Source organism: Pseudoprimorskyibacter insulae (assembly GCF_900302505.1).
In the GTDB taxonomy this organism is placed as follows: domain Bacteria; phylum Pseudomonadota; class Alphaproteobacteria; order Rhodobacterales; family Rhodobacteraceae; genus Pseudoprimorskyibacter; species Pseudoprimorskyibacter insulae.
In genome coordinates, this window is the sequence record NZ_OMOJ01000002.1 from 248,595 (window position 1) to 274,992 (window position 26,398).

Genomic DNA, 26,398 nt, shown 5'->3' on the forward strand with positions numbered 1-26,398 from the left:
AAAATTGCGGGATGCTAGGATGGACAACTCAAACAGAAGGTCTCGGCTAGAGCGGCAGATCGACGAGAACCTACGCAAAGTGTATCATAATGAGGAAGAAGACGCGCCTGTGCCGGACAGGTTTCTAGACCTACTTGCCCAATTGAAAGAGCAAGATATTGCCGGAGACACCGAGAATGACGCGTAAAGTGCCCGGTCCCGCAGACCCACGCGACGAAATTCTGGAACACCTGCAAGGCATGCGGGCCTTCGCCATGAGCCTTACGCGCAATTCGGCAGCGGCCGATGATCTGGTGCAGGACACGATCGTAAAGGCATGGAAGAATTTCGGCAGTTTCCAGCAAGGCACCAACATGCGGGCATGGCTGTTCACCATTCTGCGCAACACGTTCTATTCGGCCAAACGCAAAAGCAACCGCGAAGTCGAAGACGTGGATGGCGTGTTTGCTGCGACCTTGTCGGTAAAGCCCAGCCATGACGGGCGCTTGGCCATGAAGGATTTTGAAAAGGCATTTGCCTTGTTGCCTTTGGAACAGCGCGAGGCATTGATCCTGATCGGCGCGTCCGAGCTGACCTACGAAGAGGCGGCGGAAACATGCGGCGTGGCCATCGGAACAATCAAAAGCCGCGTGAACCGTGGCCGGGCCAAATTGGTCGAACTGCTGGACATGAGCAACGATGAGCCGATGGAATTGACAGACAATGCCACTGTTGCTGTCATCACGGCTGGCTTGTCGGTGCGAAAGAACATCGCTTGATAAAAACGCTTCGTTACAAAAGCCGTACCTTAACCTTTCGGATCGGAGCCCTGCTTGCAGTGGCTCTGCTTCCGCTTGGGCTTTTGTCTGTAAACCAAAACATGCTGCTTTTGGATGAGGCGAACCGAAAGCTGGAAACCACCCTGCTTGCCCAAACCGCAGAAGCGGCTGGGGAGGAGTCTGCCCTGTTCCGCACGGCCCTTGGCGTGGTCGAGGCGGTGTCAGCCGTCTTGCCGCGCCTTGTTGAAACCTCGGACGGCTGTGAGGCGTTTCTGGGCGAAATCCTGACCTTGTCGCCGGCGCTGACCTTTGTTGGGTACACAAATCGCGATGGGATTGTTGAGTGCGGCTCGGCGGGCAATGGCGTGGATGTGTCGTCGAACCCGTTTGTTATAAACATGGCCGCAGATCCAGCGCGCCGGGTCAGTGTGATCAAGGACGCGCCGATTTCGAAGGTGCCCACGGTCGTTGTGGCGATTCCGGTTTTTCAGGGCGACACCTACGATGGGCTTGTGTCTGTCTCTATCCGGCATGGACATTTTTTCAACCGTGACAACCTTTTGCCCAGCCAAATGGATGACGAAGGGTTCGACGTTCTGACCTTCAATTCCGAAGGTGAAATCCTGACAGGCAATGCGGATCTTGCGCATTTGGTCGAAATTCTGCCGCAGGGAAAATCGCTGGAATACCTGACCAAGTTTGGCCGCATGGCCTTTACCGAAACGACGGTGGATGGTGAGGCGCGCATCTATGCGGCGGTGCCGATCATCGACGGGACGGTTTATGCGCTTGGCACCCGCGCCAAAGAGGACGCGTTTGCGTGGTTCGGCGTTGGCGGGATCGTCAATTCGTTGCTGTTTCCGGTGGCAATGTGGCTATGCAGCCTTGGCGTCGCGTTCTTTGCCGTGCAGCGCATGGTGATCCGTCCCATGCGGAACTTGCGGGCCCGAATGCTGATGTTCACGCGAAACAGGTCCATTCTGGAGCCGCAAGATTTGCCGATGCGGCCCGTCGAACTGGTTGAGATGGACGAAACATGGGAACGGATCGCCACCAGCGTTCTGCGTGATGAGGCCGAGCTTCATAACGTGATCCATGAAAAGACCGTGTTGCTGAAGGAAGTGCACCACAGGGTTAAGAACAACCTTCAACTGATCGCGTCGATCCTGAACATGAAGATGCGCAAGGCCGATTCCGATGAATCGCGGTCAGCCCTGACAGACATCCAAAACCGGGTTATGAGCATCGCGCGGGTGCATCAGAAGCTTTACGAAACCTCGACCGAAGAACGCGTTCGCGTCGATGAATTGCTACAATCCATCGTGTCGCAATTCATGGAAACCGCGGGGCGCGACCAGAACGATGTTCGCATCGAACATGATCTTGATCCGATTGTGCTATACCCCGATCAAGCCGTCCCGATGAGCCTTGCCGCCTCAGAGCTTTTGTCCAACGCTTTGAAGTACTTGCGCCCTGATCCCGTGCACGGGCTTTGGATCAAGGTGTCGCTGAAACGCATGCAGGGGGCGGGGGCCGAATTGACGATTTCCAACAGTTTGGGCGGAGCGCAGCAGGCGCGGCCAGAACCGGGAAGCGGGCTTGGGCGGAAACTGATCGCGGCTTTTGCCCAGCAAATGGAAGGGCATCTGGAAGAAGTGTTCGAACCCGGCGCATGCCGCGTCTCGATCACGTTTCAAATCTCGGGGTTTCACGACGAAGAGGCCTGAGGCGTTGCGGAGGCCCAAAGTGTAAGGGCGCACCGATGTGGCGCGCCCTTGTTTGCTCAGTTGAAGCTCTGCTCGATCTTGTCGAGGGTCTTCATCGCAGCCAGCACGTCATGCACCGACCCGTTGGGTTCGCGGCCTTCTTTGATCGCGGCGATGAATTCGCGGTCGATCAGTTCGATCCCGTTGTTCGAAACCGCCACGTCCGACAGGTCGATCGGGTTTTCGCGGCCGTCGAATAGATCGTCATAACGGGCGATGTAGGTGCCGTTGTCGCAGATGTAGCGGAAGAAGGTGCCCAGCGGGCCATCGTTGTTGAACGACAGCGACAGGGTGCAGATCGCGCCAGAGGGGGTTTTCATGCCGATGGACATGTCCATGGCGATGCCCAGTTCGGGATGGTGCGGACCTTCAAGGCCAAACGCCTGCGATACGGTTTCGCCGGTCTGGTACTGGAACAGGTCAACGGTGTGGCAGGCGTGGTGCCACAACAAGTGATCCGTCCACGACCGCGGCTCGCCCTTGGCGTTCATGTTCGAACGGCGGAAGAAGTAGGTCTGAACGTCCATCTGCTGAACCTTCAACTCGCCCGCGTCGATCTTGTTCTTGATCCACTGGTGCGACGGGTTGAAACGGCGCACTTGGCCAGCCATGGCCAGAACGCCGGTTTCTTTCTGCGCGGCGCAGATCGCTTCGGAATCTTCCAGCGAATCTGCCATCGGGATTTCGATCAGCACCGGCTTGCCCGCCTTCATGCAGGCAATGGCCTGCTCGGCGTGCAGCTGGGTCGGGGTTGCCAGAATGACCGCGTCCACGTCATCGCGGGCAAGGCATTCATCCAGCGAGGTGGCGGCATGGCCGATGCCGCGTTCTGCGGCAAGGGCGTCGATCTTGGATTGGGTCGGACCCATCACCGAAGTGACGGTCACGCCCTCAATGGCTGCCAGGGCATCAAGGTGTTTGATGCCGAACGCGCCATAGGCGCCTGCAACACAAATGCGCATTAAGAGATCCTCTTACTTTGCTTTGTTTTCAAGAATGATATGACCCACCGCCGTGTTCGAGGCGGGGACATGGTAGTGGCGGTGAATTTCGGTGACATCGTCATCCAAAGCGCCGCGCATCACGTGCCACATGACCATCTCAACGCCTTCCGAGCCTGCTTCGCGCAGGTATTCGACGTGGGGCATCTTGGACAGGCCAACCGGATCAGAGGTCAGCTTATCAAGGAATGCATTGTCCCACTCGGGGTTGATCAGGCCAGCGCGCTTGTACTGAAGCTGGTGGCTCATGCCGCCGGTGCCGAAGATCACGACGTTCAGATCTTCGTCAAAGCTTTCAACGGCTTTGCGGATGGCTTTGCCAAGGTTGTAGCAGCGGTTGCCGGTGGGGGCGGGGTACTGAACCACGTTCACACACAGCGGGATAACCAGCGCGGGCCATTCGCCATCCTGAGGAACTTCGCCGTACATCACCGAAAGCGGCACGGTCAGGCCGTGGTCGACTTCCATCTCGTTCATGATGGTGATGTCGAATTCATCCAGGATCAGCGACTGAGCCACGTGGCTTGCCAGCTTTTGATGGTTCTTCACGACCGGCACAGGGCGCGGGCCCCAGCCTTCGTCGGCGGGCACGAATTCAGCCGCGCAGCCAAGGGCAAACGTCGGGATGCACGAAGCATCGAACGCGGTGCAGTGGTCGTTGTAGACAAGGAAAATAACGTCGGGCTTTTGTTCCTTCATCCACTCGCGCGATTTTTCAAAGCCTTTGAAAACCGGCTGCCAGTAGGGTTGATCGGTGATCCCGGTGTCCATTGCCACGCCGATGGCGGGCACGTGGCTGACGCCAACGCCTGCAGTAATCTTAGCCATTATTCTTCTTCCTTGCCTTCCCATTCCGACGCATAGCGGTTGCCCTCGATCGAGCGGCCGCCGTTGACCATCATTTCGCGGTACGCTTCCACGCCCATGCCGGTCATCAGGCCAGCGAGGTTTTGGAAGTTGATACCGTCATTCGCGGCCAGTTTGCTGGTGTAGTAGATGTTGCCACCCAGTTCGAGCAGCCCGTTCCAATCGCGGCGCAGCACGGCGGCACGCTGTTCGGGCGTCATCGGCCAATTGTCGAGATAGGCTTCTTCATCTGCATTGAACGCGTCGCGGTTCTTCTGAAGCCGCAGCGAGATGCAGAACTGGTTGAGGTGATACCCCTCCCGGCCACGATCGGCATCGAAGACGAACGTCCCCGGAATGTCCTCGTAGTCTTTCTTGATTGCCATTTGGTTGCTCCTGTTCGCAGGTCTTTAGTCCAGTTGTCCCAGTGCCTTCAGTATGGCGTCGGCGCGGGCGTGGTGGTTGTTGTCGCCGGGCGGCAGGCCCAGCATTCCGATTTGGTGCTGCCAGTCCACGATGGCGCGGCTCATGCGTGGATCAAAGCCCAGGTCTTCGACGGTGCGGGCCACTTCGCGCATTTCGGCGGCGCGGCGCTTGCCGTGGGTGGTGACACGTTCCATCATATAGGCGGCCTTGGCGGGCCAGTCGAAACCGGGATAGGTCGCGTCAAGCGAGGCCAGGACATCGTCTTCGACCCCGGCCTTGCGCGCGGCCAAAACCGATTCCAGCACCAGCGCCTCTAGCCCCTTCATGATAACAGATCGCAGCATTTTGCGCGTCGATGCCGTGCCGATCTGATCGTCGGCGATGGTTGTGACCATGCCAAGTGCGGTCAGCGTTTCGGCGGCAACATCCGCATGCGGGCCGGACAGCAGAAACGGCGTCTTGTGCAGCGCAGGGTGCACCGGGGCCATGACGGCCGCATCGACGTAGCGCCCGCCCGCGGCTTCGATCACCGTGGCCGAGCGACGTTTCGCGCCGGGCGCACAGGAATTGCAATCCAGAAACAGCCCGCCGTTCAGCACTGATGCGGCGGCGGCTTGGGCGGCCAGTTCGGCCTGATCCGCCGTCACGGTGCAAAAGACGATCTGGGCGCTCGCGGCCTCGGCAGCGCAGGTCAATGCCTGCACATCGTGACCGGCATAATCCGCCAGTTTTGCGGCCTTGGTGGCATCATCATCGGTCTTGATGTCGTAGGCCCCGACGGTCAGGCCCGCATTCTCCTCGCGCAGCCCGGACAGGAATGCCTGCCCAGCTTCGCCGAAGCCAATAAAGCCGATATCGAGCGCGTTACGTGACAGGGGCCTGCCTCCTTGGTGATTGCAAATACCTAAGGGCTGGGGGGGCGAAAGACCCAATTCAAACGGTCGGCCTAGTATTGGATTATTCTATACCGCTGCATTTGGCACATCCTCGACCCGCTGACTGGCCAGTGCGACCCGGCGAAGTTTTTCAATGAAATCCTTCTGTGTCGCGGTGGGGCGCCAATTGCTCCGGTAGGTCAGACCAATTGCGCGGGCGTTGCCTTCTAGGCGGATGGGCAGGGGTAGGATTTTGCCCAAACCCTCTTCGACGCTGATCTGGTGACGTGAGATGATGGTGATGTAATCCCCAAGCGCCAGCGTGCCGCGCAGAAACACCAGCGAGGATGAGACAACCCGCACCGGCGTGACCGCGCGTTCGTGGATGCGCAGTGTTTCGTACAGGTATTGCCCAGCCGGTGTTTCGCGGGGCGGCGCGACCCAAGGATAGTTTAGCGTGTCGTCCAGCGTGACCTCAGCCTTGCGGAACAGCGGGTGTTGGGGGCGGGCGACGATTGCCAGATCGTCGTGAAATAGGGTTTCCTGCACCACATCTTCGGCGGGGCAGGGGCTGCGCATCGCGCCAATCAGCAGGTCCAGATCGCCTTCGCGCAGACTGCGCAGCAGCTGCGGGTAACGGCCATCGACGACCCGAACCTGTGCGCCTTCGGTCGATTGCACAAAGTCATGAACCGCGCGCGGCACGATGGACGTCCGGGCCAAAGGCATGCTGCCAAGGTTGATGGTGCCGCGATCTTGGCCAAGTTCGGTGCCGATTTCCTCAATGCCTTGGCGAATTTCCGAATGCGCCAGCTTGGCCCCCAGCACCAGCGCTTGCGCGGATGCGGTCAGTTCAACACCGACAGCGGTGGCGGTGAATAGGGGCACGGCGGCCAGCGCCTCAAGATTGCGGGCGGCGCGGTGGACGGTGGGTTGCGACAGGCCAAGCTGCATGGCGGCGACCGTAAAGCTGCCGGTGTTGGCGATTGCGATCAGGGCGCGAAGCTGCGCCGCCGTCATTTGTGTGTCGAAGGGATGGGCGCGTTTCCGGGCCTCGCCGGTGGCGGCCCGCTGCGCGCCGCGTGCGCCAAAGCGCAGATGTTGCAAGGCGGCTTCAACCCGCCGGACGAACATTGCGCCGCAGGGCGTCGGCACCAGATCGCGGGTGCGCCGGACCAATAGCTGCGCGCCGACCTCGGCCTCTAGGCCCGCAATGGCCTGCGAGGCGGCAGGCTGCGACAGGTGGCATTCCTGCGCGGCCAGCGAAATTGAGCCTGTCTGAACGGCCACCAGAAAGACGCGCATATGGCGGATGTTCGGGATGCGCAGCATGAGGACTCCGGGTAGGTGGTATAGCCAAAAATTATGCTAGAACCCTCATTCGAAATAGGCAAGCGCAGCCTCTTGCGCCATGTTCCCCGCGAACCTCAAAGGGCCGTTCGGCCCGTTCCAAGACATAAGTGGACCCCATGAGCGACAAGAAAACCGCCCTCGTCATCAGTGCCCATTCCGCCGACTTCGTCTGGCGTGCCGGTGGTGCCATCGCCCTGCATCAGGCCAAGGGCTACGAAGTGACCGTTGTCTGCCTGTCCTACGGTGAGCGCGGCGAAAGCGCGAAACTGTGGAAGCAGGAAGGCATGACGCTGGACAAGGTGAAAACCGCACGCCGCGTCGAGGCTGAAAATGCTGCCGCCGCGCTGGGTGTGAACGACATCCGCTTCCTTGACCGTGGCGACTATCCGCTGGATCTGGGTCGCGAAACGCTGGACCAGATGGTTGATATCATCCGCGAAGTGCAGCCCAAGTTCATGTTCTCGCACTCGAAGTGGGATCCCTATAACACCGACCACATGCGCACCACCGACTTCGCGCTGGAGGCCCGCATGGTCGCGCAGGCATGGGGCCACAACCCCGGCCAGAAAGTTCTGGGCGCACCGCAGCTGTATCTGTTCGAGCCGCACCAGACCGAGCAGATGGAATGGAAGCCGTCGGTCTTCCTCGACATCACCCCGGTTTGGGACAAGAAATGGGCCGCGATCCAGTGCATGCAGGGCCAAGAGCACCTGTGGCGCTTCTACAAGAACGTCGCTGAGAACCGTGGCAACCACTTCCGCCGCAACTCGGGCGGGCAGTCGGGCGGCCGTGACAGCCGTTACGCCGAAGGCTTCCAGACCATCTTCCCGCGTACCGTGGACGAACTGGAATGAGCAGTTTGATCGGAAAAGCGGGCGTGGTCGTTCAAAACATCGAACGCGCCGACCCCGCCGTTGTCGAAGCCTTGGGCAAATGCGGTGTGGCCACTGTGCACGAAGCGCAGGGCCGCAAGGGCCTGCTGGCCAGCTACATGCGCCCGATCTATCGCGGCACGCGTCTGGCGGCTTCGGCTGTGACCATCTCAGCGCCGCCGAATGACAACTGGATGGTGCATGTCAGCATCGAACAGTGTCAGGCGGGCGATATCCTTGTTCTGGCGCCGACCTCGCCTTGTGAGGATGGCTATTTCGGCGACTTGCTGGCGACATCCGCGCAATCGCGCGGTGTGAAGGGCTTGATCATCGACGCAGGTGTGCGCGACGTGATGGATCTGACCGAGATGAATTTCCCGGTGTGGTCCAAGGCGATCTATGCCCAAGGCACGGTGAAAGAGACGCTGGGATCGGTCAACGTACCGATCGTTTGCGCCAATGAGCTGATCAATGCAGGCGATATCATCGTTGCCGATGATGACGGTGTCTGTGTTGTGCGCCGCGAAGAGGCGGAAGATGTCTTGGCCAAAGCGCAGAAGCGTGAAGCCAATGAAGAGGACAAGCGCGTTCGGATGGCGAAGGGTGAATTGGGCCTTGATATCTACAACATGCGTGGGCGTCTGGCCGAGAAAGGCCTGAAGTACATCTGATTGGGTTCGGATCGCTGGCGCGATCCGACCGGGTGGGGGGCTTTGCCCCCCACACCCCCCAGAGGTATTTGGGGGAAAGATGAAAAGGAGGCTGGGATGGCCGGTATTCGGTGTATGTGGATGCGGGGCGGCACCTCAAAGGGCGGATATTTTCTGGCCCAAGATTTGCCTGAAGATGTCGCGGCGCGGGATGCGATTTTGCTTGGGATGATGGGCTCGCCTGATATTCGTCAGATCGACGGGATGGGCGGGGCTGATCCGCTGACCTCAAAGATTGCGGTGGTCAAAGCGTCAGAGCGCGCGGGCGTGGACGTGGATTACCTGTTCTTGCAGGCCTTCGTGGATCAGCCGATCATCACCGATGCGCAGAATTGCGGGAATATTCTGGCAGGGATTGGCCCCTTTGCGATTGAGCGCGGGTTGGTTCAGGCCAAGGGCGATGTGACGCCCGTGACGATTTATATGGAAAACACGGGCCAAGTGGCGGTGGCCGAGGTTCAGACACCGGGCGGTGTGGTGCGCTATAAGGGCGAGGCCAAGATCGACGGCGTGCCGGGCAGTTCAGCCGCTGTGCCGATCGAGTTTCGCGATACGGCGGGGTCGTCCTGCGGGGCGCTGTTGCCGACGGGGAATGCGGTGGATGTTGTCGAGGGCGTCGAGGTGACGATGATCGACAATGGTATGCCCTGCGTGGTGATGCGGGCCGCTGATATGGGCATTTCGGGCGATGAGACGCCCGAAGAGCTTGAGGCGAACGCGCCGCTGCGTGCCAAGCTTGAGGCGATCCGTCTGGCGTGCGGGCCGATGATGAACCTTGGCGATGTCGAGAAGAAATCGGTGCCGAAGATGACGATGGTCAGCGCCCCGAAGGGCGGCGGCGCGATTGGCACGCGGACGTTCATTCCGCATCGCTGCCACAAGACGATTGGCGTGTTGGGCGCAGTGTCTGTGGCGACGGCCTGTTTGCTCAAGGGCTCGCCCGCGGCTGAGATGGCCGTTGTGGGCGAGGGCGATACGCGCAGCCTTGCGATTGAACACCCCACGGGCGAGATGACTGTCATCGCCAAGCTGGATGAAACTGGAACCCCGACCTCGGCCGCCATTTTGCGCACAGCGCGCAAGCTGATGGATGGCGTGGTTTTTGCGGAGTAAGACGATGACCGAAGTACAAGTGATGGATGCCGATTGGCTGGAATTCCACCCCAACCCCAAGAAGCCGGATTTCATCCTGCCCAAAGGCGCGGTGGATGCGCATTGCCACGTGTTTGGCCCGTCGCCGGAATTCCCTTATGCGCCCGAGCGGAAGTACACGCCCTGCAATGCGGGCAAGGACAAGCTTTATGCGCTGCGCGATTTCCTTGGCTTCGACAAGAACGTGATCGTTCAGGCGACTTGCCACGGTAAGGACAACCGCGCGATGGTGGATGCTTGCCGTACTGCTGGTGACAAGGCGCGCGGGATTGCCAGCGTTGGCCCCGATATCACCATGGACGAGCTGCGCGATATGGACGAAGCCGGGGTTCGCGGTGTTCGGTTCAACTTCGTCAAGCGTTTGGTTGATGCGACGCCGAAAGAGGTGTTTCTTGGCATCGCCGAGAAGATCGCCAAGCTGGATTGGCACATCGTGGTCTATTTCGAAGCCGCCGATCTTGAGGAATTGACGCCTTTCCTGAAGCAGTTGCCGACGACCATCGTTGTTGATCACATGGGTCGCCCGGACGTGACCAAGGGCGTGGATCACCCCGATTTTCAGCGCTTTATCCAGCTGATGGAAGACGTGCCGACCATTTGGTCGAAGGTCACCTGCCCTGAGCGTTTGACCAAAGCCGGATACCCCTATGACGATGTGGTGCCGTTCTATCAGGCTATCGTGGATCGCTTTGATGATCGCGTGTTGTGGGGCACCGATTGGCCGCATCCGAACATGAAAACGCATATGCCGGACGATGGCGCGCTGGTGGATTACATCCCCAGGATTGCGCGGACGGCAGAGCAGCAGAAGAAGCTGCTGGTGGACAACCCGATGCGCCTTTACTGGGCGCGCTGAGGTCTCCGAAAGCGCCTGTGGGGCCATCAGATTTGTATTCACAATTGCTTGGAAAGGGCTGCGCCAGGGCGCGGCCCTTTTTGCATTATCCTGAGAATGGCCATGTTTATATGGGCAATTCCGCGAAGGTCGGTCTGGTTTAGTATAAGTTTTCCGTCACATCTATTCGTTATATGCGCGGGGCAGGGGGGACTTGATCTATGTCAAACCCGCGTCTTTCAGCGCGTTGCACAAAGCGTTCAGAAAGTAGGAGGACACAATGACAGACCTACCTGGACACCACTATCATATCGAGATTCCGGGCACGACGATCTTTGACGGCAAGCAGGCGATGAAAGGCTATGCGCTGAACAAGATGTGTTACGACTTCAACAAAGCCGAGAACCGCGAAGGCTTTAAGGCCGATGAAGAAGGCTGGATGGAGAAGTACGGCCTGAACGACGAACAAAAGACGGCCTGCCGCAATCGCGACGTGCTGGGCATGATCAACGCGGGGGGCAATATCTATTACCTCGCCAAGTTCGCCGGCATATTCAAACTGTCGGTGCAGGACGTGGGCGGGCTGCAAACCGGCCGCACCACCGAGGAATTCCAAGACTTCCTGCAAAGCCAAGCGTGAGGAGAGCGGACCATGGCGAAAATTCTAGGCGGTATCACCACCTCGCATATTCCGGCGGTGGGCAACGCAATTCAAAAAGAACTGTATGATGATCCCTATTGGAAGCCGTTCTTCGATGGCTATCCCAAGGTTCACCAGTGGATCAAAGACACCAAGCCCGACTATGTGATCAACATCTACAACGATCACGGCCTTGGCTTCTTTCTTGACCGGATGCCGACCTTTGCGATCGGTGCGGCGCATGAGTATCGCAACGAAGATGAAGGCTGGGGCCTGCCCTCGCTTGATCCGTTCCCCGGTGCGCCGGAACTGAGCTGGCATATCATTGAGTCGATGGTATCGGATGAGTTTGACATCACCTCGTGCCAGGAGCTGGCGGTCGATCACGGGTTTGTCGTGCCGATGCAGCTGTTCTGGCCGGGGGCGCCGAACAACCCCGATATGCCGCGCGCTGTGCCGATCTCGGCCAATACCGTGCAGCACCCGATCCCCACGCTGAAGCGTGCGCTGGATTTCGGTAAGGCCTTGGGCAAGGCGCTGCGTTCGTTCCCTGAGGATGCGAAGATCGTGATCCTTGGCACCGGTGGCCTTAGCCACCAGTTGGACGGCGAGCGTGCGGGCTTCATCAACAAAGAGTTCGACCAATATTGCCTTGAGAACATCGTTTCGAACCCCGAAGAGCTGACCAAGATCACCCGTATGGAGCTGGTGGAGAAGGCAGGCGCACAGGGCACCGAGTTCCTGATGTGGATGATGATGCGCGGTGCGCTGGGCGACAACGTGACCGAGATCACGCGGAACTATCATATTCCGATCTCGAACACCGCCGCTGGCACCTTGCTGCTGGAATGCGCCGCCTAAGGGCGCGCGGATTTTGACCGAAACGCGCTGGGCGGCATTCCTGTCGCCCGCGTGAACACCCGGCTGAAATAGGCCGGGTCTTTGAACCCCAATTCATAGGCAATCGTGGACACTGGCAGGTTGGTATAGACTAAGTTGCGCCGCGCCTCGCGGATCAGACGTTCTTCGATCAGGGCCGTTGCGGGTTGGCCCGTGGCCGTGCGTGTGAGGCGCGACAGATGGGTCGGCGTTTTGGCCAAAGCCTTGGCGTAATCGGCCACCGTCCAATGATCGCGGTAGTGCTTTTCGAGCAGGGATTGGAAGCGGGCGAGAAGGTCTTGGCCCTGTTCAGCGGGCGATTGATCGCCTGCCAAATCTCGTGCGATCTGTCCAAGAAGCAATCCGGTCAAAGAACGTAAAACCTGCGCGCGGGCAAAGTCGCGGCGGGCGAAGTTGATGCTGATCTGTTCGATGGTGTTCACCACGTTTGGCCGGGCGGATACCACGGCGGGGCGGGCCAACACTTGCCGCAAGCCTTCCGCCGGATGCAGCACCACATCAAGGATTTCCACGGGCAGCGTTACAACATGCCCCGTGGTGCCGGGGGTGAAGTTGAAGCCGTGAACGCAGCCCATTGGCACGTTCACGACACTGTTTTCGCCTAAATCCAGCGGTTCGCCGTCCATCGTCATCCGGCCCGATCCGCATTGCAGTAGAAGAACCTGATGCAATCGCGCGTGGCGGTGTGGCGCGAATTCCCAGTCGTGCAGGCGCGATCGCGCCTCGATCGTTTCGCAATGCACAACGTCAGGCAGATCGCCCACCTCGCCGAACAGATTGTAGGTTTGAATCGTGGTCATCGCGCCGCCTCCATGTTCGATTTGTACAAAACTCTGGCGACTCCATCCATTCCAATTTGGCCTGCCCCGCGTAGGTTGGCAAAAACATGGAGGAGTTTTACATGAAAACCCAAGTTTGCATTATCGGCGGTGGCCCATCGGGCTTGATGCTGTCGCAGTTGCTGCACCTCAAAGGTATTGAGACCATCGTTCTGGAGCGACAAAGCCGTGAATACGTGCTGGGCCGTATCCGCGCGGGCGTGTTGGAGCATGGCTTTGCCAAGCTGATGCGCGAAGCCGAGTGCGGCGAGAGGATGGACCGCGAAGGCGAGATCCACGAAGGCTTTTATATCGCCCATGACGGCATCATGGATCGCGTGGACCTGCACAAGTATTCCGGCGGCAACTCGGTTGTGGTGTACGGCCAAACCGAACTGACCCGTGATCTCTATGAAGCTCGCGACAAGATGAATGGCATCGTCATTCACAATGTCGAGGACGTGAAGCTGCACGATCTGAAGGCCGACAAACCGCATGTGACCTACCGCCAAGGTGACGAGGTTAAGCGCATCGACTGTGACTATGTCATCGGCGCCGATGGCTTCCATGGGGTCAGCCGCAAGTCGATCCCGGCGGATGTTCTGAAAGAATACGAAAAGGTGTACCCGTTCGGCTGGCTGGGTGTTCTGTCGCGCACAAAGCCGGTGAACGATGAGTTGATCTATGCCAAGCACGACCGCGGCTTTGCCCTGTGTTCGCTGCGCAGCCAAGTGCTTAGCCGTTACTACATTCAGGTGCCGCTGACCGATAACGTCGAAGACTGGTCGGACGATGCCTTCTGGGACGAACTCAAGCGCCGCCTGCCGACCGAGGTTGCGGGCCGCCTGGAAACTGGCCCGTCGATCGAAAAATCCATCGCCCCGCTGCGCAGCTTCGTGGCCGAACCGATGCGCTATGGCAATCTGTTCCTGGCTGGCGACGCCGCGCATATCGTGCCGCCGACGGGCGCACGTGGCCTGAACTCGGCCGCGTCGGACATCTACTATCTGTACCACGCGATGATGGATCACTACCTGAACGGCGATGACACCGGTCTGGAACAGTATTCGCAAAAGGCCTTGGCCCGCGTTTGGAAGGCGCAGCGCTTTAGCTGGTGGATGACCACCATGCTGCACACCTTCCCCGACAACATCGAATACGATCAGCGCCTGCAAGAGATCGAGATGGAGTACCTGTTCTCGTCCGAGGCGGCGCAAAGCTCGCTGGCGGAAAACTACGTCGGTTTGCCGTTCTAAACGGTTTTGGCAAAGGCCTTGGGTTTCAGAACAAGGCCGAACACCATACGAACCAGGGCGTCCCTCAGGGCGCCCTGTTGCGCATCTGAGCGGACCTCTTCCCCGAAGATGAGCGGGAAGGTGTGGCGGTTGGATGTGTTGTAAAAGCTGACGCCGGTCATCGTCATGTGCAGGATCACTGGATCGACACCGGTGCGGAACACACCTTCGTCCACTCCGCGCGTCAGAAGGTCTTGCAAGGGGCCAGTCACCGCCGCGCCGCGCCCATCCATGGTTTTGGACTGCCTCAGATGGCGTGCACCAAGGGCGTTTTCAATCACGACCATCCGCACGAAATCCAGATTGACCCGGTGCCAGTCGAACATGAACTCTGTCAGCTTCCGCAACGCCTCAATCGGGGGCAGGGCATCCAGCTTGAGCGCGGCGCGGTCATCGCGCAGTCGGTCATATTCACGCTGCAAGGCATTCTGATAGAGGCCCTCTTTGTCGACGAAATAGTAGTAAATCATCCGCTTGGACGTGCGCGTCTTGCGGGCGATTTCATCGACGCGGGCACCAGACAGGCCATGTTCGCCGAATTCGCGGATGGCCACGCTCAGAATGTCCTGACGCACGGCGTCCGGGTCTTGTTTCCAAGATGTTTTGCGCTGCGGTTCGGTCATGGCGGATCTTTCAAGAGTCGGGCGCAGATTGACAAATTTAACCAGATCGTTCAATAGTGACTACCTTTGTACCGCGTCGAACATTTGGAGGCCCTGCCATGAAGACCTCGATTGCTACGGTAACTGTTCCGGGAAACCTTCGCGAAAAGCTTGAAACCATCGCCGCCGCCGGGTTCGATGGGGTTGAGATTTTTGAGCAGGACTTCGTGGCCTATGACGGATCGCCCGCCGACGTTGGGAATCTGGTCCGTGATATCGGTTTGGAAATCACGCTGTTCCAGCCCTTCCGCGACTTCGAAGGCCTGCCAGACCCGATGCGCCGCAAGGCCTTTGACCGGGCCAAGCGCAAATTCGATCTGATGACGCAAATGGGCGCGGACTTGGTGTTGATCTGTTCCAACACGCATCCGCAGGCGCTTGGCGGGATTGATCGCGCCGCCGACGATCTGCGCGAGCTGGCCGAAATCGCCGCCACGCGCGATCTGCGCATTGGCTATGAGGCGCTGGCATGGGGGCGGCATGTGTCCGACCATCGCGACGCATGGGAGATTGTGCGCCGTGTCAATCACCCGAACGCGGGCCTGATCTTGGATAGCTTCCACACGCTGTCGCGCAACATCGACCCGAATACGATCCGCAGCATTCCCGGCGATAAGATCTTCTTTGTTCAACTCGGCGATGCCCCCAAGATCGACATGGATCTGCTGTATTGGTCGCGCCACTTCCGCAATATGCCGGGTGAGGGCGATTTGGACGTCACCGGCTTTATGCGGGCGGTGATGGCGACGGGTTATTCTGGCCCGATTAGCCTTGAGATTTTCAATGACCAGTTCCGGGGCGGCACGCCGCGTTTGGTTGCGGTCGATGGGCACCGGTCCTTGGTCAACCTGATGGATCAGGTGCGCCGCGCCGAACCCGCGCTCAAAATCCCCGGCCCTTCCCTGCCCGCGCCTGTGGTCTGTGATGGCGTCGCGTTTATCGAATTTACCACCGATACTGCCGGGTCTGAACGTCTTGGGAACCTGCTGCGCAGCATGGGCTTTCAGCACGCGCGCCAGCACATCGCCAAGGCAGTTTCGGTCTGGGAACAGGGCGATATCCGAATTGTCATCAACACTGACCCGACCGGTTTTGCCCATAGCGCATTTGTGATGCACGGCACGTCGGTTTGCGACGTTGGTCTGCAAGTCACCGATGCCGAGGCCACGCGCGAACGCGCCGAAGCCATGGGCGCCGAGCCGTTTTCGCAGCCTATCGGGCCGGGTGAATTGCCGGTGCCTGCGGTGCGCGGTGTGGGCGGCAGCGTCATGCACTTCATCGATTCTTCGCCCGACCTCAGCCAGATCTGGACGACCGAGTTCAACGCCGTGGCACCGGCGGGCCGTGCCTCGGCGGGTTTGAAGCGCATCGACCATCTGGCGCAGACCATGAACTACGACGAGATGCTGTCTTGGTCGCTGTTCTACACCTCGATCTTCGATACCAAGCGTTCGCCCATGGTCGATGTGGTTGACCCGGACGGGCTGGTGCGCAGTCAGGCGATCCAAGGGCCGGGCGGGAATTTCCGCCTGACGCTGAACGGGGCCGAATCGCATCGCACCTTTGCGGGCCGTCACCTTGCCGACAGCTATGGATCGGCGGTGCAGCACGTCGCCTTTGCCACGGATGATATCTTTGCCACGTCACAGTCGCTGCGCCGCTTCGGGTTTGAGCCGCTGAAGATCTCGGACAACTACTATGACGATCTGGCCGCCCGATTCGACATTGATGAGGACGAGCTGGCAAAGATGAAAGCAGGCAGCATCCTGTTCGATATGGATGAAAACGGCGCCTTCTATCAGGTCTATTCCCGGACCTTTGGCGAAGGCATGTTCTTTGAGATCATCCAGCGGGTCGCAGGGTACGATGGTTATGGCGGCCCGAACGCGCCGTTCCGTGTGGCCGCGCAAAAACGCGATCAGCGCGCCAAGGGCATCCCCAAAGCCTAAAGCGGGCCGTTCGGGCGGGTCAGCACGTAGGTTGCCGCCGCTAGCAAGCACAGGCCTTGGATCGTCAGAACCTTGGCCGACATCCCCATCGCCAGGCTCAGCCCAAAGGCTGACACCATCATCGCCACCGCCAGCGCTTTGATGCGCGGGGCGATGGCCCCATGTTCGCGCCAATCCGCGATCAACGGGCCAAAGGTTTGTGTGTTCTCCAACCAGATCTGCAAGGCCGGGACGCTGCGACCAAAGCAGAAGGCGGCTAGGATCACGAACGGGGTGGTTGGCAAGACCGGCAGAACCACGCCGATTGCCCCAAGGATCAGCGCCACCGCCCCTAGTGTGAACCAAAAGGCGCGGCGAAGGCTGAATTCCAGTGTGGGCAGAAAGGCGATCCAACGGTTCATGATGATCTCCAGCGACGCGGGACAAAGTCTATCCCGCACCGAAGCAAATTCAATGCCAGCGGGTATTTTTGCCGTGGATTTGTGCCATTGGTCAGGGCAATGGCCAAAGGTGGCCTACAATTCCGACAGGTGCCAAAGAAAAACCCGCGCCTCATGAAAAGGCGCGGGTTTGACACTTCAGGCGTTCGGCCAAGATCAGCCGTGCGTGCGCAGATTGGCTGCGGATTCTTTGATCGCGTCGTACTGGCCCGTCGGACGGAACCGCCAAAGGTAGCTGTCCAGAACCGCGTTCATCGCCACAGGTTCGATCCCAAGATCAGCCAGTGTCTTGGTGTTGCCGGTCACAACGTTGTCGTGGCGCAGCTGCTTTAGCTGATCGCGGGTCAGAATGCCGTTGGTGAACAGCCCGCCCGTCAGCGTCTGCGCCAGATCCAGCGACCACGCCATGATGCCGCCAATAAAGAACGGCAGGTTCGGAACAGCGCGGCGACGGCGGATCGTGGTCAGCATCTCGCCGATCAGTTCCGACAGGCTGGCCGCATCGGGCCCGCCCAGCTCATAGATGCCTGCCTCGGCCTGACCCAGAATGCCTTTGACCGCAGCCTTGGCCACGTCATCCACATAGACCGGCTGGAATTTGGTCGCGCCGCCAACCAGCGGCAGAACCGGACCAAGCCGCGACATCGAGGCAAAACGGTTGAAGAACCCGTCTTCGGGGCCGAAGATCACCGAGGGGCGCAGGATAACAGCGCCGGGGAAGGCCGCCAGAATGGCCGCTTCGCCTTCGCCCTTGGTCTTGGCGTACTGGCTCTCGGCGGCAACATCCGCGCCGATGGCCGACAGGTGCACCAGATTGGCAACGCCGTTTTCTGCCGCCAGACGTGCGATCCGCGCCGCGCCTTCGTTCTGGATGGCGTCGAAGTTGTTCTTGCCTTTGGCGTCGAAGGTGCCAACGCAGTTCACGACGGCATCCGCGCCCCGCATCACGGCGGCAACACTGGCGTCGTCGCGGATGTTGCAGAACACAGGCTCAACCTGGCCGACGGCGCCATACGGCTTTACGAACAGCGCCTCATTCGGACGGCGTGTGGCAATGCGCACGCGCCAGCCTTCCTTGGCCATGCGGCGCGCGATATAACGGCCGACAAAGCCGGAGCCGCCATAAATGGTTACGAGCTTGGACATCGTGAACACTCCTAGCGTTTGTTGGCCCCTGAATAGCCCTCAAACTGGTTGTGAACAAGAGATTGGATTGTCGCGCGAAAAAAGTTGTGGAATCCCGTTGACACTCCCCTCCGGCAACTTTAAACGCTCGCTTCACCAACCCGTGCCCAGATGGCGGAATTGGTAGACGCGCTAGCTTCAGGTGCTAGTGTCCGTAAGGACGTGGAGGTTCGAGTCCTCTTCTGGGCACCATAAATCTTCGACTAACTTGTTGAGATTTATAGGTTTTTCTACCCCTTATAACGCCATTGCATACACGCTTGCTTACACAAAGCAGGTGATTTGATGCGGAACTTGACCGTGAAGTACCTTAAGTTAGATGCGGTTCGGAACAAATACTTCTATCGCCGTCGGGTTCCAGCGGCCCTAGTGACTATGATTGGTCGAGCAGAGTTCAATCGTGTCCTTGGAAGAACCTTTCAAGAATCCATCACCCTATACGGCCAATACCATCAAGAGATTGAACACATCGTTCAGTTGGCCAAGGTTGGTGTAACTTCGAAGTCTCCGGCAGAAGAGCAAAAGGCGTTGGTGGCTTTTCTAAAGGTCTGGGGAGCGGACCCTCACTCGAAAGGCCGCGACGACAACGAGCACACTTGGCGGTCTTTTGTTGCTGACCGAATGTTGGACCCATATCAAGATTCGGACACGGGGGAGTTCCTGAACGTACCAGCTGAGGTTGGCGCGGTGGCAGGTGCTTTGCTTGAGGGCGTTCCCGTCGAATTGCCCGAACCTACCATTACGGATGCCTTCAAGGTTTACCTAGAAGAGAATGCGAAGCCGATCCCGGAGCAGCGAAAGAAGCAGGAAGCGAGGTTCCGTCGAAGTGAGCGGAATCTCATAGGCGTGATTGGGCGAGACAAGCTGGTGTCCGAACTGACCCGCCAAGATGCACGGGCTTGGCGTGATCGCCGCCTACAGCAAGGCGTGTCACCATCGACGGTGACAAGGGAGAGGAACGATATTAGCGCGGTAATCAGTTTTGCGATTAGTGAACTGGATGCGGGCGGCGAAAACCCGTTCAAAGGCGTTAAGATGCCCAAAAAGGTAACGTCTCGCCAGAAAGAGCGAGAGGCTTTGCCCGATGATGTCATTCGCTCAATGTACGAAACGTTGAAGGCCAAGCCTGATCTTTGGCAAATTTGGACCCTTTTGGATCACACAGGCGCACGGCCAAGTGAAATCCGAATGCTGCGTCGAAACGAAATCGTCTTGGACGACCCAATCCCGCACTTGGTGATCCAACTTCATGAGGACCGGACGTTGAAGACCACTTGGTCGGAACGCAAGATCCCTTTGGTTGGCTTGGCATTGAAAGCAGCACAGGACGCACACAGCGGGCCGCACAGAGGCGAGTTCGCTTTCCAGCGCTATGCCTCTGCGGGGGGAATGGATCGCCTGTCCAGCGCCCTCCAATCGCGTCTGAGGCGCTTCACCAAGGACACCAAACACACCGCATATTCGTTGCGCCACAACATGAAAAACCGCATGAGGGCCGCAGAGATTTTCCCTGAGACTGCGAAGTCTATTGAGGGTCACTCTTACGGCGCTGGGCAGGATGCCTCCTACGGCGGCGAAAGAAGCGGGATGCACTGGTCAAGGCGATGGCACCCTATTCGCCGTGAGGTGGCTGCAAAGATAACAACTAAAGATTGAAAAACACAAAAGTCTCTATTAGCGTTTCGCGATATTACGTGTGCACTTTTGTGGATTTTCGCATTGTCACTAATTGCTGGTTTTATCGACCGTTGGAGTGCATCCGGCGGAAATGAGATGGCTAATTTTCAAGCATTCGCCAGCGAACTGACGGATTTACTTGGAGTGCCGCGCCCTTTGCCAGCGACGAGTGACGGTCAAAATAACTCATACCGTTTCGAGCGCCCCGTTACTTTCACACATACTGGTAAGACGCGCCGTGGCCGGATCGACTTATATCGAAAAGGCTGCTTTGTGCTTGAAGCGAAGCAAGGCTCTGACGCCACATCTGAACCTGATGACCAGCTTACTCTACTGACAGACGAACAAGCGCCAAGGACGCATGTGGGACATGGCAGGCGTGGGTCGGCCAAGTGGGATGATACGATGCTCAAGGCGCGTAACCAAGCCGATGGCTACGCCCGTGCCGTCAGTAAGGAAGATGGATGGCCCCCCTTCCTCATGGTTGTTGATGTTGGGCATGTAATTGAATTGTACGCGGACTTCTCCGGGCAGGGTCAAGGCTATGCCCAATTTCCTGATGGGAACCGTTACAGGATTACCTTGGAAGATCTGCGGAACGAACAAACCCGCCAATTGCTGCACACAATCTGGACAGACCCAGCATCGCTCAATCCGGCACTTAAGGCGGCAGAAGTCACACGCGAGATTGCAGACCATCTTGCTCAACTGGGCCGCAGCTTCGAAGCGCAGGGCCATGATAGTGAGACCGTAGCCAATTTTCTGATGCGATGCCTGTTTACGATGTTTGCAGAGGATGTTGAGCTAATCCCTAAGGACAGTTTTGCAAATAAGCTGAAGGAACTTAGGGGGCACCCACAACACGCTGAACCAACGCTGAAGGGCCTTTGGGAGGTTATGAATTCAGGCGGCTTCTCTCAGGTTCTTATGACGGACTTGAAGCGGTTCAATGGGGGGCTTTTCAAGGATGCCACGGCGCTGCCCTTGAACGAAGTGCAACTGTCGCTGTTGATCGAAGCGGCCAACGCCGATTGGCGGCAAGTAGAGCCTGCGATCTTTGGGACGCTGCTAGAACGTGCTTTGGATAAACGCCAAAGGCATAAGCTGGGGGCGCACTACACGCCACGGGCCTACGTGGAGCGCCTGATTACCCCAACGATTATGGACCCGCTCAGGGCCGATTGGAGGGACGTGCAGACGGGTGTGCAAAGGCTCATGGCGGATGGCAAGAGCAAAGACGCATTGGCTTTGGTGCATGAATTTCACCACAAGTTATGTTCGGTTCGGGTGCTGGATCCGGCCTGCGGATCGGGCAACTTCCTTTACGTCGCACTTGAGATGATGAAGCGCCTTGAAGGTGAAGTTACGGCGCTGATGAAAGAGCTTGGCGAAGATCAGGGTATGTTGGGCCTGTCTGGCATGACTGTAGACCCGCACCAGTTTCTAGGGATCGAATTGAACCCATGGGCCGCTGCCGTGGCAGAACTGGTCCTATGGATCGGATATCTTCAGTGGCATTTCCGAACACACGGACAAGCTGCGCCATCTGAACCCGTTCTGAGGGACTTCAAGAATATCCAATGCCGTGATGCCGTACTTGAATGGGAAAGCCGCAAGCCGCGAATGGATGAGCAAGGGCACCCTGTAACGCGCTGGGATGGGATCACCACAATGCGCCATCAGGTGACAGGGGAAGAGGTGCCAGACCCGTCTGCCCGCATTCAGGTGTATGACTATGCCAAGCCCCGCGCGACCACTTGGCCGGATGCAGAGTTCATCGTCGGCAATCCGCCGTTCATTGGGGCTAGCCGCCTGCGCAGTGACCTAGGTGACGGCTATGTTGAGGCGTTGTGGAAAGCCTACCCCAAGATGCCGCAAAGTGCGGATCTGGTCATGTTCTGGTGGGAAAAGGCCGCGTTGCAGGCGCGGGGATGGGACGCGAAAACCAGCAAGGGGTGTCGCAGGTTTGGGCTGATTACCACCAATTCCTTGCGCCAGACGTTCAATAGGCGTGTGCTGGAACCGCACCTGAACGATCCGAAAAAGCCCTTGTCGCTGTTGTTTGCCATCCCGGATCACCCGTGGGTCGATACCCAGTTCGGCGCGGCGGTGCGGATCGCCATGACCGTGGCAGCAGCGGGCAACCGCGCTGGGCAGTTGAAGACGGTGGAGACGGAAACCAAGGAGCGGAACGAGGCGGATGGCCGCGCTGTCAGCTTTGCCACGCAGATCGGAAAGATCTTTGCGAACTTGCAGATTGGGGCGGATGTCGGCAGCGCGAAGCCTTTGAAGGCCAATGCTGGTCTGTCGTCTCCCGGCGTTAAGCTGCATGGCGCGGGCTTCATTGTGACCCGTGCAAAAGCTGCCGCACTGGGCCTTGGTACGATTCCGGGGCTGGAAAAGCACATCCGCGAATATCGCAATGGCCGCGATCTGACCGCCATTTCCCGTGATGTCATGGTCATTGACCTGTTCGGCCTGACCGAGGAAGAGGTGAAGAAGACCTACCCTGCCGTCTATCAACATGTCTTGGACAACGTGAAGCCGGAGCGGGATCAAAACAACCGGGAAAGCTATAGGAAAAATTGGTGGGTGCACGGTGAGCCAAGACGAGACCTAAGGCCCGCACTGGCAGGATTGCTGCGCTACATTGCAACCGTTGAAACGACAAAGCACCGCGTCTTTCAATTTTTAGATGCATCTGTATTGCCGGATAACATGCTTATTGCATTCGGCATTGAAGACGCTGCGGCGCTTTCAGTGCTGTCTAGCCGTTTCCATGTCACTTGGGCGCTTGGCAGCGGTGGCACATTGGAGGACAGACCGCGTTACAACAAATCGCTTTGTATCGACCCGTTCCCCTTCCCTGACCTTACCGATCCGCAACGCGCCACCCTTCGCGCTTTGGGCGAGGAATTGGATGCGCACCGCAAGCGGCAACAGGCGCAGCACCTGAAACCGACCCTGACCCAGATGTACAACGTGCTGGAACTGCTCCGTGCGGGCGAGGTGATCGAAGGCAAAAACAAGGAAATTTATGATCAGGGTTTGATTGGTATCCTGAAAGATATTCATGACCGCATCGATGCCGCCGTGGCGGATGCCTATGGGTGGCCAGTGGACCTGTCCGACGACGAGATCCTTTTCAACTTGGTCGCCTTGAACAAAGAGCGTTCCGAGGAAGAGGCCCGTGGCCTTATTCGCTGGCTGCGGCCCGACTACCAGAACCCGGATGGCAAAACTGCTCAGACCACGAAAACCGACGATATGGAACTCGCTGCGGTGGCCACATCCGATAAAGCCGCCTTTCCCAAGCTATTGCCCGATCAGATCGCCGCAGTGCGGGAGGCGCTTTCCGAAATGGGCGAAGCCACCCCGACCGAAATCGCCCGACGCTTCAAGAACACCCGCGTCACGCGCATTGCACCGCTCCTTCAAAGCCTTGCCGCGCTGGGCCATGCTGAACAAGTCGGTGAGGATAAGTTCGCCGCATAACGGGAATGTTTTTGGGTCGCATTTTCGTGACCCCTTATCCTTTAGAGTGCATTGCAAGTTTCCCCCCATCGTCCTTTCTATCGCCGCATAAGCTGAAATCCGTATCCGGTTTGCACCCAGACTGACGGGTGTAAAAGGTTGCAGGTTAGGAACAAAAAGAGAACATATATTCTGCAACGGGTCTGGCCATCCGGGCGACCCTTTCCCTATGAGGCCTCTAATCTTGAAGAACCCCAGAGCGCTATCGCTAGAAGCACTGATTGTTGACCATAAGGTCGGGTTGGTGCCCCCGGATCCTTCCCCCACTGTGCTGCCGCTTGACGTTCTTAAAACAGAGCGAGGGGCGTTTCAGATGAGAGAGAGGGAATTGCCCGAATGGGTAGACGATTTGCTCGTGACGCTCCGGCAAGGGAACGGAACACTAGATCCGCTGTTCGTTTGGTGGACGGGTCGTCGTTGGGTCGTTCTTGACGGTCATCACCGATTGGAAGCCTACCGGAAGCTATCCGAAGCCACAGGAAAGCCTGTCTTGGTTCCCGTCAAGGTTTCACAAGCCAAGGATTCCGAACAGGCCATTCTGGAGGCCAATCGTGAGAACTCGAAAGACAAGCTGAACACCACTCTGGACGACAAGCACAGGCAGGCTTGGTACATGGTCGTCATGGGTATTGGTGGATCAGTCAGAGCCATCGCGGAAGCCACGGGGTCAAGCAAATCGACCGTCGGGCGAATGCGCAAGATTCGCGATCAGTTGAAGCTCATGAAGTATTCCCAGAACAGGCTACTGGGACTGTCTTGGGAACAAGCCGTGCAGTGCTCCAAGGGCGACCAGAACGGAAGTTATAGGGGCGTGATTGACGAAGACGAAGGGTTGAAAGACGAAGGTACCCGTTGGGCCGAAAGGCTTTCGAAACTGTTTGGCAGCAAGCTAAAAGACGCCCCGGATATCGCGGCACTCATGCTGTTGAGTTACGGAAGAGCGACAACCAAACGGATCCTTCAAAGTCGGTTCTTGTGGAAAATTCGAACAGAAATCGAACAGGAAGAGCAAGCTGAAGCCTTGGCGGAAGACTTTGATGGGGACGTGTTGGAGGACATTACGACGGTCCCTGAAGGGTCTCCTTTGTAGGGTCGTATGGGAACATATGTGAGAGAGGGTGGGTCGTGAGCAGAACCACGGGAACATTAAGCTCTCGACACTGGTCACTTCGAACGGCCTTGATGAGAAACTCTCAGGGACGTGAAGTGGTGACTCTTTGAGGATACCTTCGAATTACTTGTGTGGTGTCCCTTAACAAGGGATGTCCCACTGGGACACAGGGCGAGCAGCATAGCCCATCTTCGCGGTCGTCACATGATTGCTAGCCAAGGAAAAGGCCACCGAAACTGTTGGATCGGACCCATCAGTCCGCCTTGGATCACCTCAGATTTTGCTTACACAATGGCCTACACATTCGCTTGCATTGGTGTGAATATCTGTTTTAAATCAAAGGATAAGCGTGTTGCAGTAGGCCTCTTCTGGGCACCATGAAAAGTCCCAAAGGTTTTGGCCTTAGGGACTTTTTTGGTTTTTGGGGATTCGGTTGCTTGGTTACGTGATACCGTAGCCTGCATCGCCAATAAGCGGTCGGTCAGACCGCCTTAGGTGTTTCGTGCCGCCGCACCCTTAGCCGATCGGGATCAGGTGGTTGTCGAATGAAAGGCCGTGCCGGGCGATTGGCGTGGCCGCGCCGTCGGCGATGCGGAACACACGGCCTGCGCCATCGGTGGCCAGCCCGCCAAAACTTGCCCGTCCGACACCGCAGATATCGGCATGCCGCGTTTGGGTTTGGACTTGGCCGTCGCGGTCGAACAGCGTCAGCGTGCCGCCCACGGGCGAGGTCAGCGCGATGCCTTCACCTGCGTTCAGCAAGGCAACGCTTCCGGCATAGCCGCTCATCTGGCGCAGAATGTCGTCGGGCATGTCGACAAATTGCAGGCCGGTGTCGGCGCGGTACAGGGCCATTAAAGGCGGGCTGTCGAACACATCGCCCTGCCATTGCAACGCGCAAGCCACCAGACCATCCGGCGCGACCGCGATGTGGCGCAGCGAGTTTTGATGAATGTCCCGCGGCACCTCGGCCAGTGTTTGCAGCGTCCCGTTTTCGTCCAGCAGGGCAAGGTTCGGCTGCATGGTCTCAAGGTTCAGCTTGTCGCGGCCTTCATCGGGGTTGGTCAGGATGCCACCGTTGGCGACAACCAGCACCTCTTGCCCAGGAATCCGGGCGATCTCATGCGGGCCGATCCCGTGCGAGGGGAAATCGCCCAGACGTTTGTAGCCTGCGGCCCGGTCCCAGATACCGATCCGGCCTTCTCCGGTTGCGATGTGGTTTTCGGTGGTGAACAGCGTCTGACCGTCCAGAGAAAACACCCCATGCCCATAGAAATGCATGCCGTCAGGCGAATCGAGCCTGTGCAGAACCGTGCCATCGGCGCAGTCGATCACCAGCGCAAACCGCCCCGGACGGCGGGCAAAGGCCACGGCCTCGGGCGCGGTCGGGTGGGCGGCGGCGGCATGGCCTCGGTCGGGCAGGGGCACGCGGAAACGGATCGCACCATCCTCGGTCAACCCATAGAGCGCATAGTCGCCCGAAGCGTCACGCGCGGCGGTCAGATGGCTGGGCGACCCAGCGGCGGCCCAAGTCAACGATGGCAGGCTGGCGGACGCCAGAACCGAAGCCAGAAATGTGCGGCGGGTGGTCAC

At 58.5% G+C, this 26,398-nt stretch carries 24 protein-coding genes and 1 tRNA gene; 15 read left to right on the top strand and 10 right to left on the bottom strand.

Annotation, left to right across the window (positions count from 1 at the left end; translation table 11 throughout):
- Positions 1-19: 19 nt before the first annotated feature.
- The 3 genes from PRI8871_RS19540 to PRI8871_RS06725 are packed head-to-tail and all read left to right on the top strand — an operon-like array spanning position 20 to position 2,485.
- The gene (locus PRI8871_RS19540) at positions 20-187 is read left to right on the top strand and encodes a NepR family anti-sigma factor (protein WP_181389398.1); all 168 of its coding nucleotides are present in this window, start codon (positions 20-22) and stop codon (positions 185-187) included.
- A complete protein-coding gene (locus tag PRI8871_RS06720) occupies positions 177-758 on the top strand; it encodes an RNA polymerase sigma factor (RefSeq protein ID WP_108885427.1) in 582 nt (193 codons plus the stop codon). Before PRI8871_RS19540 ends, PRI8871_RS06720 begins: the two co-directional genes overlap by 11 nt.
- A 59-nt stretch (positions 759-817) precedes the next feature.
- Entirely contained in the window at positions 818-2,485 is a 1,668-nt protein-coding gene (locus tag PRI8871_RS06725; RefSeq protein ID WP_146188661.1) for a sensor histidine kinase, read from the top strand.
- A 56-nt stretch (positions 2,486-2,541) separates the two neighbouring features.
- Here the strand turns inward: PRI8871_RS06725 and PRI8871_RS06730 are convergent, their stop codons facing one another.
- From PRI8871_RS06730 to PRI8871_RS06750, 5 genes are read right to left on the bottom strand one after another with little or no spacing between them, the layout of a single operon-like run.
- Positions 2,542-3,486 carry a Gfo/Idh/MocA family oxidoreductase gene (locus tag PRI8871_RS06730; RefSeq protein WP_108885429.1) on the bottom strand — a complete coding sequence of 315 codons (945 nt, stop codon included), beginning with the start codon at positions 3,484-3,486 and terminating at the stop codon, positions 2,542-2,544.
- 12 nt (positions 3,487-3,498) lie between these two features.
- The gene (locus PRI8871_RS06735; RefSeq protein WP_108885430.1) at positions 3,499-4,353 is read right to left on the bottom strand and encodes a class III extradiol dioxygenase subunit beta; all 855 of its coding nucleotides are present in this window, start codon (positions 4,351-4,353) and stop codon (positions 3,499-3,501) included.
- Positions 4,353-4,757, bottom strand: coding sequence for a protocatechuate 4,5-dioxygenase subunit alpha (ligA, locus tag PRI8871_RS06740; protein ID WP_108885431.1), 405 nt, complete (start codon positions 4,755-4,757; stop codon positions 4,353-4,355). Before ligA ends, PRI8871_RS06735 begins: the two co-directional genes overlap by 1 nt.
- 24 nt (positions 4,758-4,781) lie before the next feature.
- A complete protein-coding gene (locus PRI8871_RS06745; protein ID WP_245897789.1) occupies positions 4,782-5,729 on the bottom strand; it encodes a DUF1932 domain-containing protein in 948 nt (315 codons plus the stop codon).
- A 30-nt stretch (positions 5,730-5,759) separates the two neighbouring features.
- Positions 5,760-7,004 carry a LysR family transcriptional regulator gene (locus tag PRI8871_RS06750; protein ID WP_108885432.1) on the bottom strand — a complete coding sequence of 415 codons (1,245 nt, stop codon included), beginning with the start codon at positions 7,002-7,004 and terminating at the stop codon, positions 5,760-5,762.
- Positions 7,005-7,141: 137 nt separating this feature from the next.
- Between PRI8871_RS06750 and PRI8871_RS06755 the strand changes: the two genes are divergently transcribed.
- The 6 genes from PRI8871_RS06755 to PRI8871_RS06780 all read left to right on the top strand — a co-directional run bounded on the left by PRI8871_RS06755 (position 7,142) and on the right by PRI8871_RS06780 (position 12,095).
- On the top strand, positions 7,142-7,879 hold the full coding sequence (locus PRI8871_RS06755) for a PIG-L deacetylase family protein (protein ID WP_108885433.1): 738 nt from the start codon (positions 7,142-7,144) through the stop codon (positions 7,877-7,879).
- Positions 7,876-8,568 carry a 4-carboxy-4-hydroxy-2-oxoadipate aldolase/oxaloacetate decarboxylase gene (locus tag PRI8871_RS06760; protein WP_108885434.1) on the top strand — a complete coding sequence of 231 codons (693 nt, stop codon included), beginning with the start codon at positions 7,876-7,878 and terminating at the stop codon, positions 8,566-8,568. The genes PRI8871_RS06755 and PRI8871_RS06760 overlap by 4 nt, the downstream gene beginning before the upstream one ends.
- Before the next feature lie 96 nt (positions 8,569-8,664).
- Positions 8,665-9,720 carry a 4-oxalomesaconate tautomerase gene (locus PRI8871_RS06765; RefSeq protein ID WP_108885435.1) on the top strand — a complete coding sequence of 352 codons (1,056 nt, stop codon included), beginning with the start codon at positions 8,665-8,667 and terminating at the stop codon, positions 9,718-9,720.
- 4 nt (positions 9,721-9,724) lie between these two features.
- Positions 9,725-10,615 carry an amidohydrolase family protein gene (locus PRI8871_RS06770; protein WP_245897790.1) on the top strand — a complete coding sequence of 297 codons (891 nt, stop codon included), beginning with the start codon at positions 9,725-9,727 and terminating at the stop codon, positions 10,613-10,615.
- A 259-nt stretch (positions 10,616-10,874) separates the two neighbouring features.
- Positions 10,875-11,234 carry a protocatechuate 4,5-dioxygenase subunit alpha gene (locus PRI8871_RS06775; RefSeq protein WP_108885436.1) on the top strand — a complete coding sequence of 120 codons (360 nt, stop codon included), beginning with the start codon at positions 10,875-10,877 and terminating at the stop codon, positions 11,232-11,234.
- Between the two features lie 12 nt (positions 11,235-11,246).
- Positions 11,247-12,095, top strand: coding sequence for a class III extradiol dioxygenase family protein (locus PRI8871_RS06780; RefSeq protein WP_108885437.1), 849 nt, complete (start codon positions 11,247-11,249; stop codon positions 12,093-12,095).
- Here PRI8871_RS06780 and PRI8871_RS06785 read toward each other — a convergent pair.
- Complete coding sequence (locus PRI8871_RS06785; protein WP_181389399.1) at positions 12,092-12,934, bottom strand: helix-turn-helix domain-containing protein; 843 nt, start codon at positions 12,932-12,934, stop codon at positions 12,092-12,094. The genes PRI8871_RS06780 and PRI8871_RS06785 overlap by 4 nt on opposite strands.
- Positions 12,935-13,035: 101 nt before the next feature.
- On the opposite strand from PRI8871_RS06785, the gene pobA reads away from it, so the two are divergent.
- A complete protein-coding gene (gene pobA / locus PRI8871_RS06790) occupies positions 13,036-14,208 on the top strand; it encodes a 4-hydroxybenzoate 3-monooxygenase (RefSeq protein WP_108885438.1) in 1,173 nt (390 codons plus the stop codon).
- Here the strand turns inward: pobA and PRI8871_RS06795 are convergent.
- Complete coding sequence (locus PRI8871_RS06795; protein WP_108885886.1) at positions 14,205-14,870, bottom strand: TetR/AcrR family transcriptional regulator; 666 nt, start codon at positions 14,868-14,870, stop codon at positions 14,205-14,207. The genes pobA and PRI8871_RS06795 overlap by 4 nt on opposite strands.
- A 98-nt stretch (positions 14,871-14,968) precedes the next feature.
- On the opposite strand from PRI8871_RS06795, the gene PRI8871_RS06800 reads away from it, so the two are divergent.
- Positions 14,969-16,858, top strand: a complete 1,890-nt coding sequence (locus PRI8871_RS06800) for a bifunctional sugar phosphate isomerase/epimerase/4-hydroxyphenylpyruvate dioxygenase family protein (RefSeq protein WP_108885439.1) — start codon at positions 14,969-14,971, stop codon at positions 16,856-16,858.
- Here the strand turns inward: PRI8871_RS06800 and PRI8871_RS06805 are convergent.
- Both PRI8871_RS06805 and PRI8871_RS06810 read right to left on the bottom strand, forming a co-directional pair.
- Positions 16,855-17,259, bottom strand: coding sequence for a YbaN family protein (locus tag PRI8871_RS06805; protein ID WP_108885440.1), 405 nt, complete (start codon positions 17,257-17,259; stop codon positions 16,855-16,857). The two genes, PRI8871_RS06800 and PRI8871_RS06805, sit on opposite strands and share 4 nt — an antisense overlap.
- Before the next feature lie 195 nt (positions 17,260-17,454).
- Positions 17,455-18,444: a complex I NDUFA9 subunit family protein gene (locus PRI8871_RS06810; RefSeq protein WP_108885441.1), complete on the bottom strand. Its 990-nt coding sequence runs from the start codon at positions 18,442-18,444 to the stop codon at positions 17,455-17,457.
- A 144-nt stretch (positions 18,445-18,588) separates the two neighbouring features.
- Between PRI8871_RS06810 and PRI8871_RS06815 the strand changes: the two genes are divergently transcribed.
- The 4 genes from PRI8871_RS06815 (at position 18,589) to PRI8871_RS06830 (ending at position 24,784) form a co-directional block, all read left to right on the top strand.
- Positions 18,589-18,675: transfer RNA gene (locus tag PRI8871_RS06815), tRNA-Leu, on the top strand.
- A 93-nt stretch (positions 18,676-18,768) separates the two neighbouring features.
- Positions 18,769-20,139, top strand: coding sequence for a site-specific integrase (locus tag PRI8871_RS06820; protein WP_108885442.1), 1,371 nt, complete (start codon positions 18,769-18,771; stop codon positions 20,137-20,139).
- Positions 20,140-20,202: 63 nt separating this feature from the next.
- A complete protein-coding gene (locus PRI8871_RS06825; protein ID WP_306418442.1) occupies positions 20,203-23,655 on the top strand; it encodes a class I SAM-dependent DNA methyltransferase in 3,453 nt (1,150 codons plus the stop codon).
- Between the two features lie 223 nt (positions 23,656-23,878).
- On the top strand, positions 23,879-24,784 hold the full coding sequence (locus PRI8871_RS06830) for a ParB N-terminal domain-containing protein (RefSeq protein ID WP_181389400.1): 906 nt from the start codon (positions 23,879-23,881) through the stop codon (positions 24,782-24,784).
- Between the two features lie 537 nt (positions 24,785-25,321).
- Here PRI8871_RS06830 and PRI8871_RS06835 read toward each other — a convergent pair.
- Positions 25,322-26,398, bottom strand: a complete 1,077-nt coding sequence (locus PRI8871_RS06835; protein ID WP_108885887.1) for a DUF1513 domain-containing protein — start codon at positions 26,396-26,398, stop codon at positions 25,322-25,324.

Bases quoted from the DNA above. Each gene is read 5' to 3' on its own strand.
- PRI8871_RS19540 (WP_181389398.1), top strand. From the start codon at position 20: ATGGACAACTCAAACAGAAGGTCTCGGCTAGAGCGGCAGATCGACGAG.
- PRI8871_RS06720 (WP_108885427.1), top strand. From the start codon at position 177: ATGACGCGTAAAGTGCCCGGTCCCGCAGACCCACGCGACGAAATTCTG.
- PRI8871_RS06730 (WP_108885429.1), bottom strand. From the start codon at position 3,486: ATGCGCATTTGTGTTGCAGGCGCCTATGGCGCGTTCGGCATCAAACAC.
- PRI8871_RS06735 (WP_108885430.1), bottom strand. From the start codon at position 4,353: ATGGCTAAGATTACTGCAGGCGTTGGCGTCAGCCACGTGCCCGCCATC.
- ligA (WP_108885431.1), bottom strand. From the start codon at position 4,757: ATGGCAATCAAGAAAGACTACGAGGACATTCCGGGGACGTTCGTCTTC.
- PRI8871_RS06750 (WP_108885432.1), bottom strand. From the start codon at position 7,004: ATGCTGCGCATCCCGAACATCCGCCATATGCGCGTCTTTCTGGTGGCC.
- PRI8871_RS06755 (WP_108885433.1), top strand. From the start codon at position 7,142: ATGAGCGACAAGAAAACCGCCCTCGTCATCAGTGCCCATTCCGCCGAC.
- PRI8871_RS06760 (WP_108885434.1), top strand. From the start codon at position 7,876: ATGAGCAGTTTGATCGGAAAAGCGGGCGTGGTCGTTCAAAACATCGAA.
- PRI8871_RS06765 (WP_108885435.1), top strand. From the start codon at position 8,665: ATGGCCGGTATTCGGTGTATGTGGATGCGGGGCGGCACCTCAAAGGGC.
- PRI8871_RS06770 (WP_245897790.1), top strand. From the start codon at position 9,725: ATGACCGAAGTACAAGTGATGGATGCCGATTGGCTGGAATTCCACCCC.
- PRI8871_RS06775 (WP_108885436.1), top strand. From the start codon at position 10,875: ATGACAGACCTACCTGGACACCACTATCATATCGAGATTCCGGGCACG.
- PRI8871_RS06780 (WP_108885437.1), top strand. From the start codon at position 11,247: ATGGCGAAAATTCTAGGCGGTATCACCACCTCGCATATTCCGGCGGTG.
- PRI8871_RS06785 (WP_181389399.1), bottom strand. From the start codon at position 12,934: ATGACCACGATTCAAACCTACAATCTGTTCGGCGAGGTGGGCGATCTG.
- pobA (WP_108885438.1), top strand. From the start codon at position 13,036: ATGAAAACCCAAGTTTGCATTATCGGCGGTGGCCCATCGGGCTTGATG.
- PRI8871_RS06795 (WP_108885886.1), bottom strand. From the start codon at position 14,870: ATGACCGAACCGCAGCGCAAAACATCTTGGAAACAAGACCCGGACGCC.
- PRI8871_RS06800 (WP_108885439.1), top strand. From the start codon at position 14,969: ATGAAGACCTCGATTGCTACGGTAACTGTTCCGGGAAACCTTCGCGAA.
- PRI8871_RS06805 (WP_108885440.1), bottom strand. From the start codon at position 17,259: ATGAACCGTTGGATCGCCTTTCTGCCCACACTGGAATTCAGCCTTCGC.
- PRI8871_RS06810 (WP_108885441.1), bottom strand. From the start codon at position 18,444: ATGTCCAAGCTCGTAACCATTTATGGCGGCTCCGGCTTTGTCGGCCGT.
- PRI8871_RS06820 (WP_108885442.1), top strand. From the start codon at position 18,769: ATGCGGAACTTGACCGTGAAGTACCTTAAGTTAGATGCGGTTCGGAAC.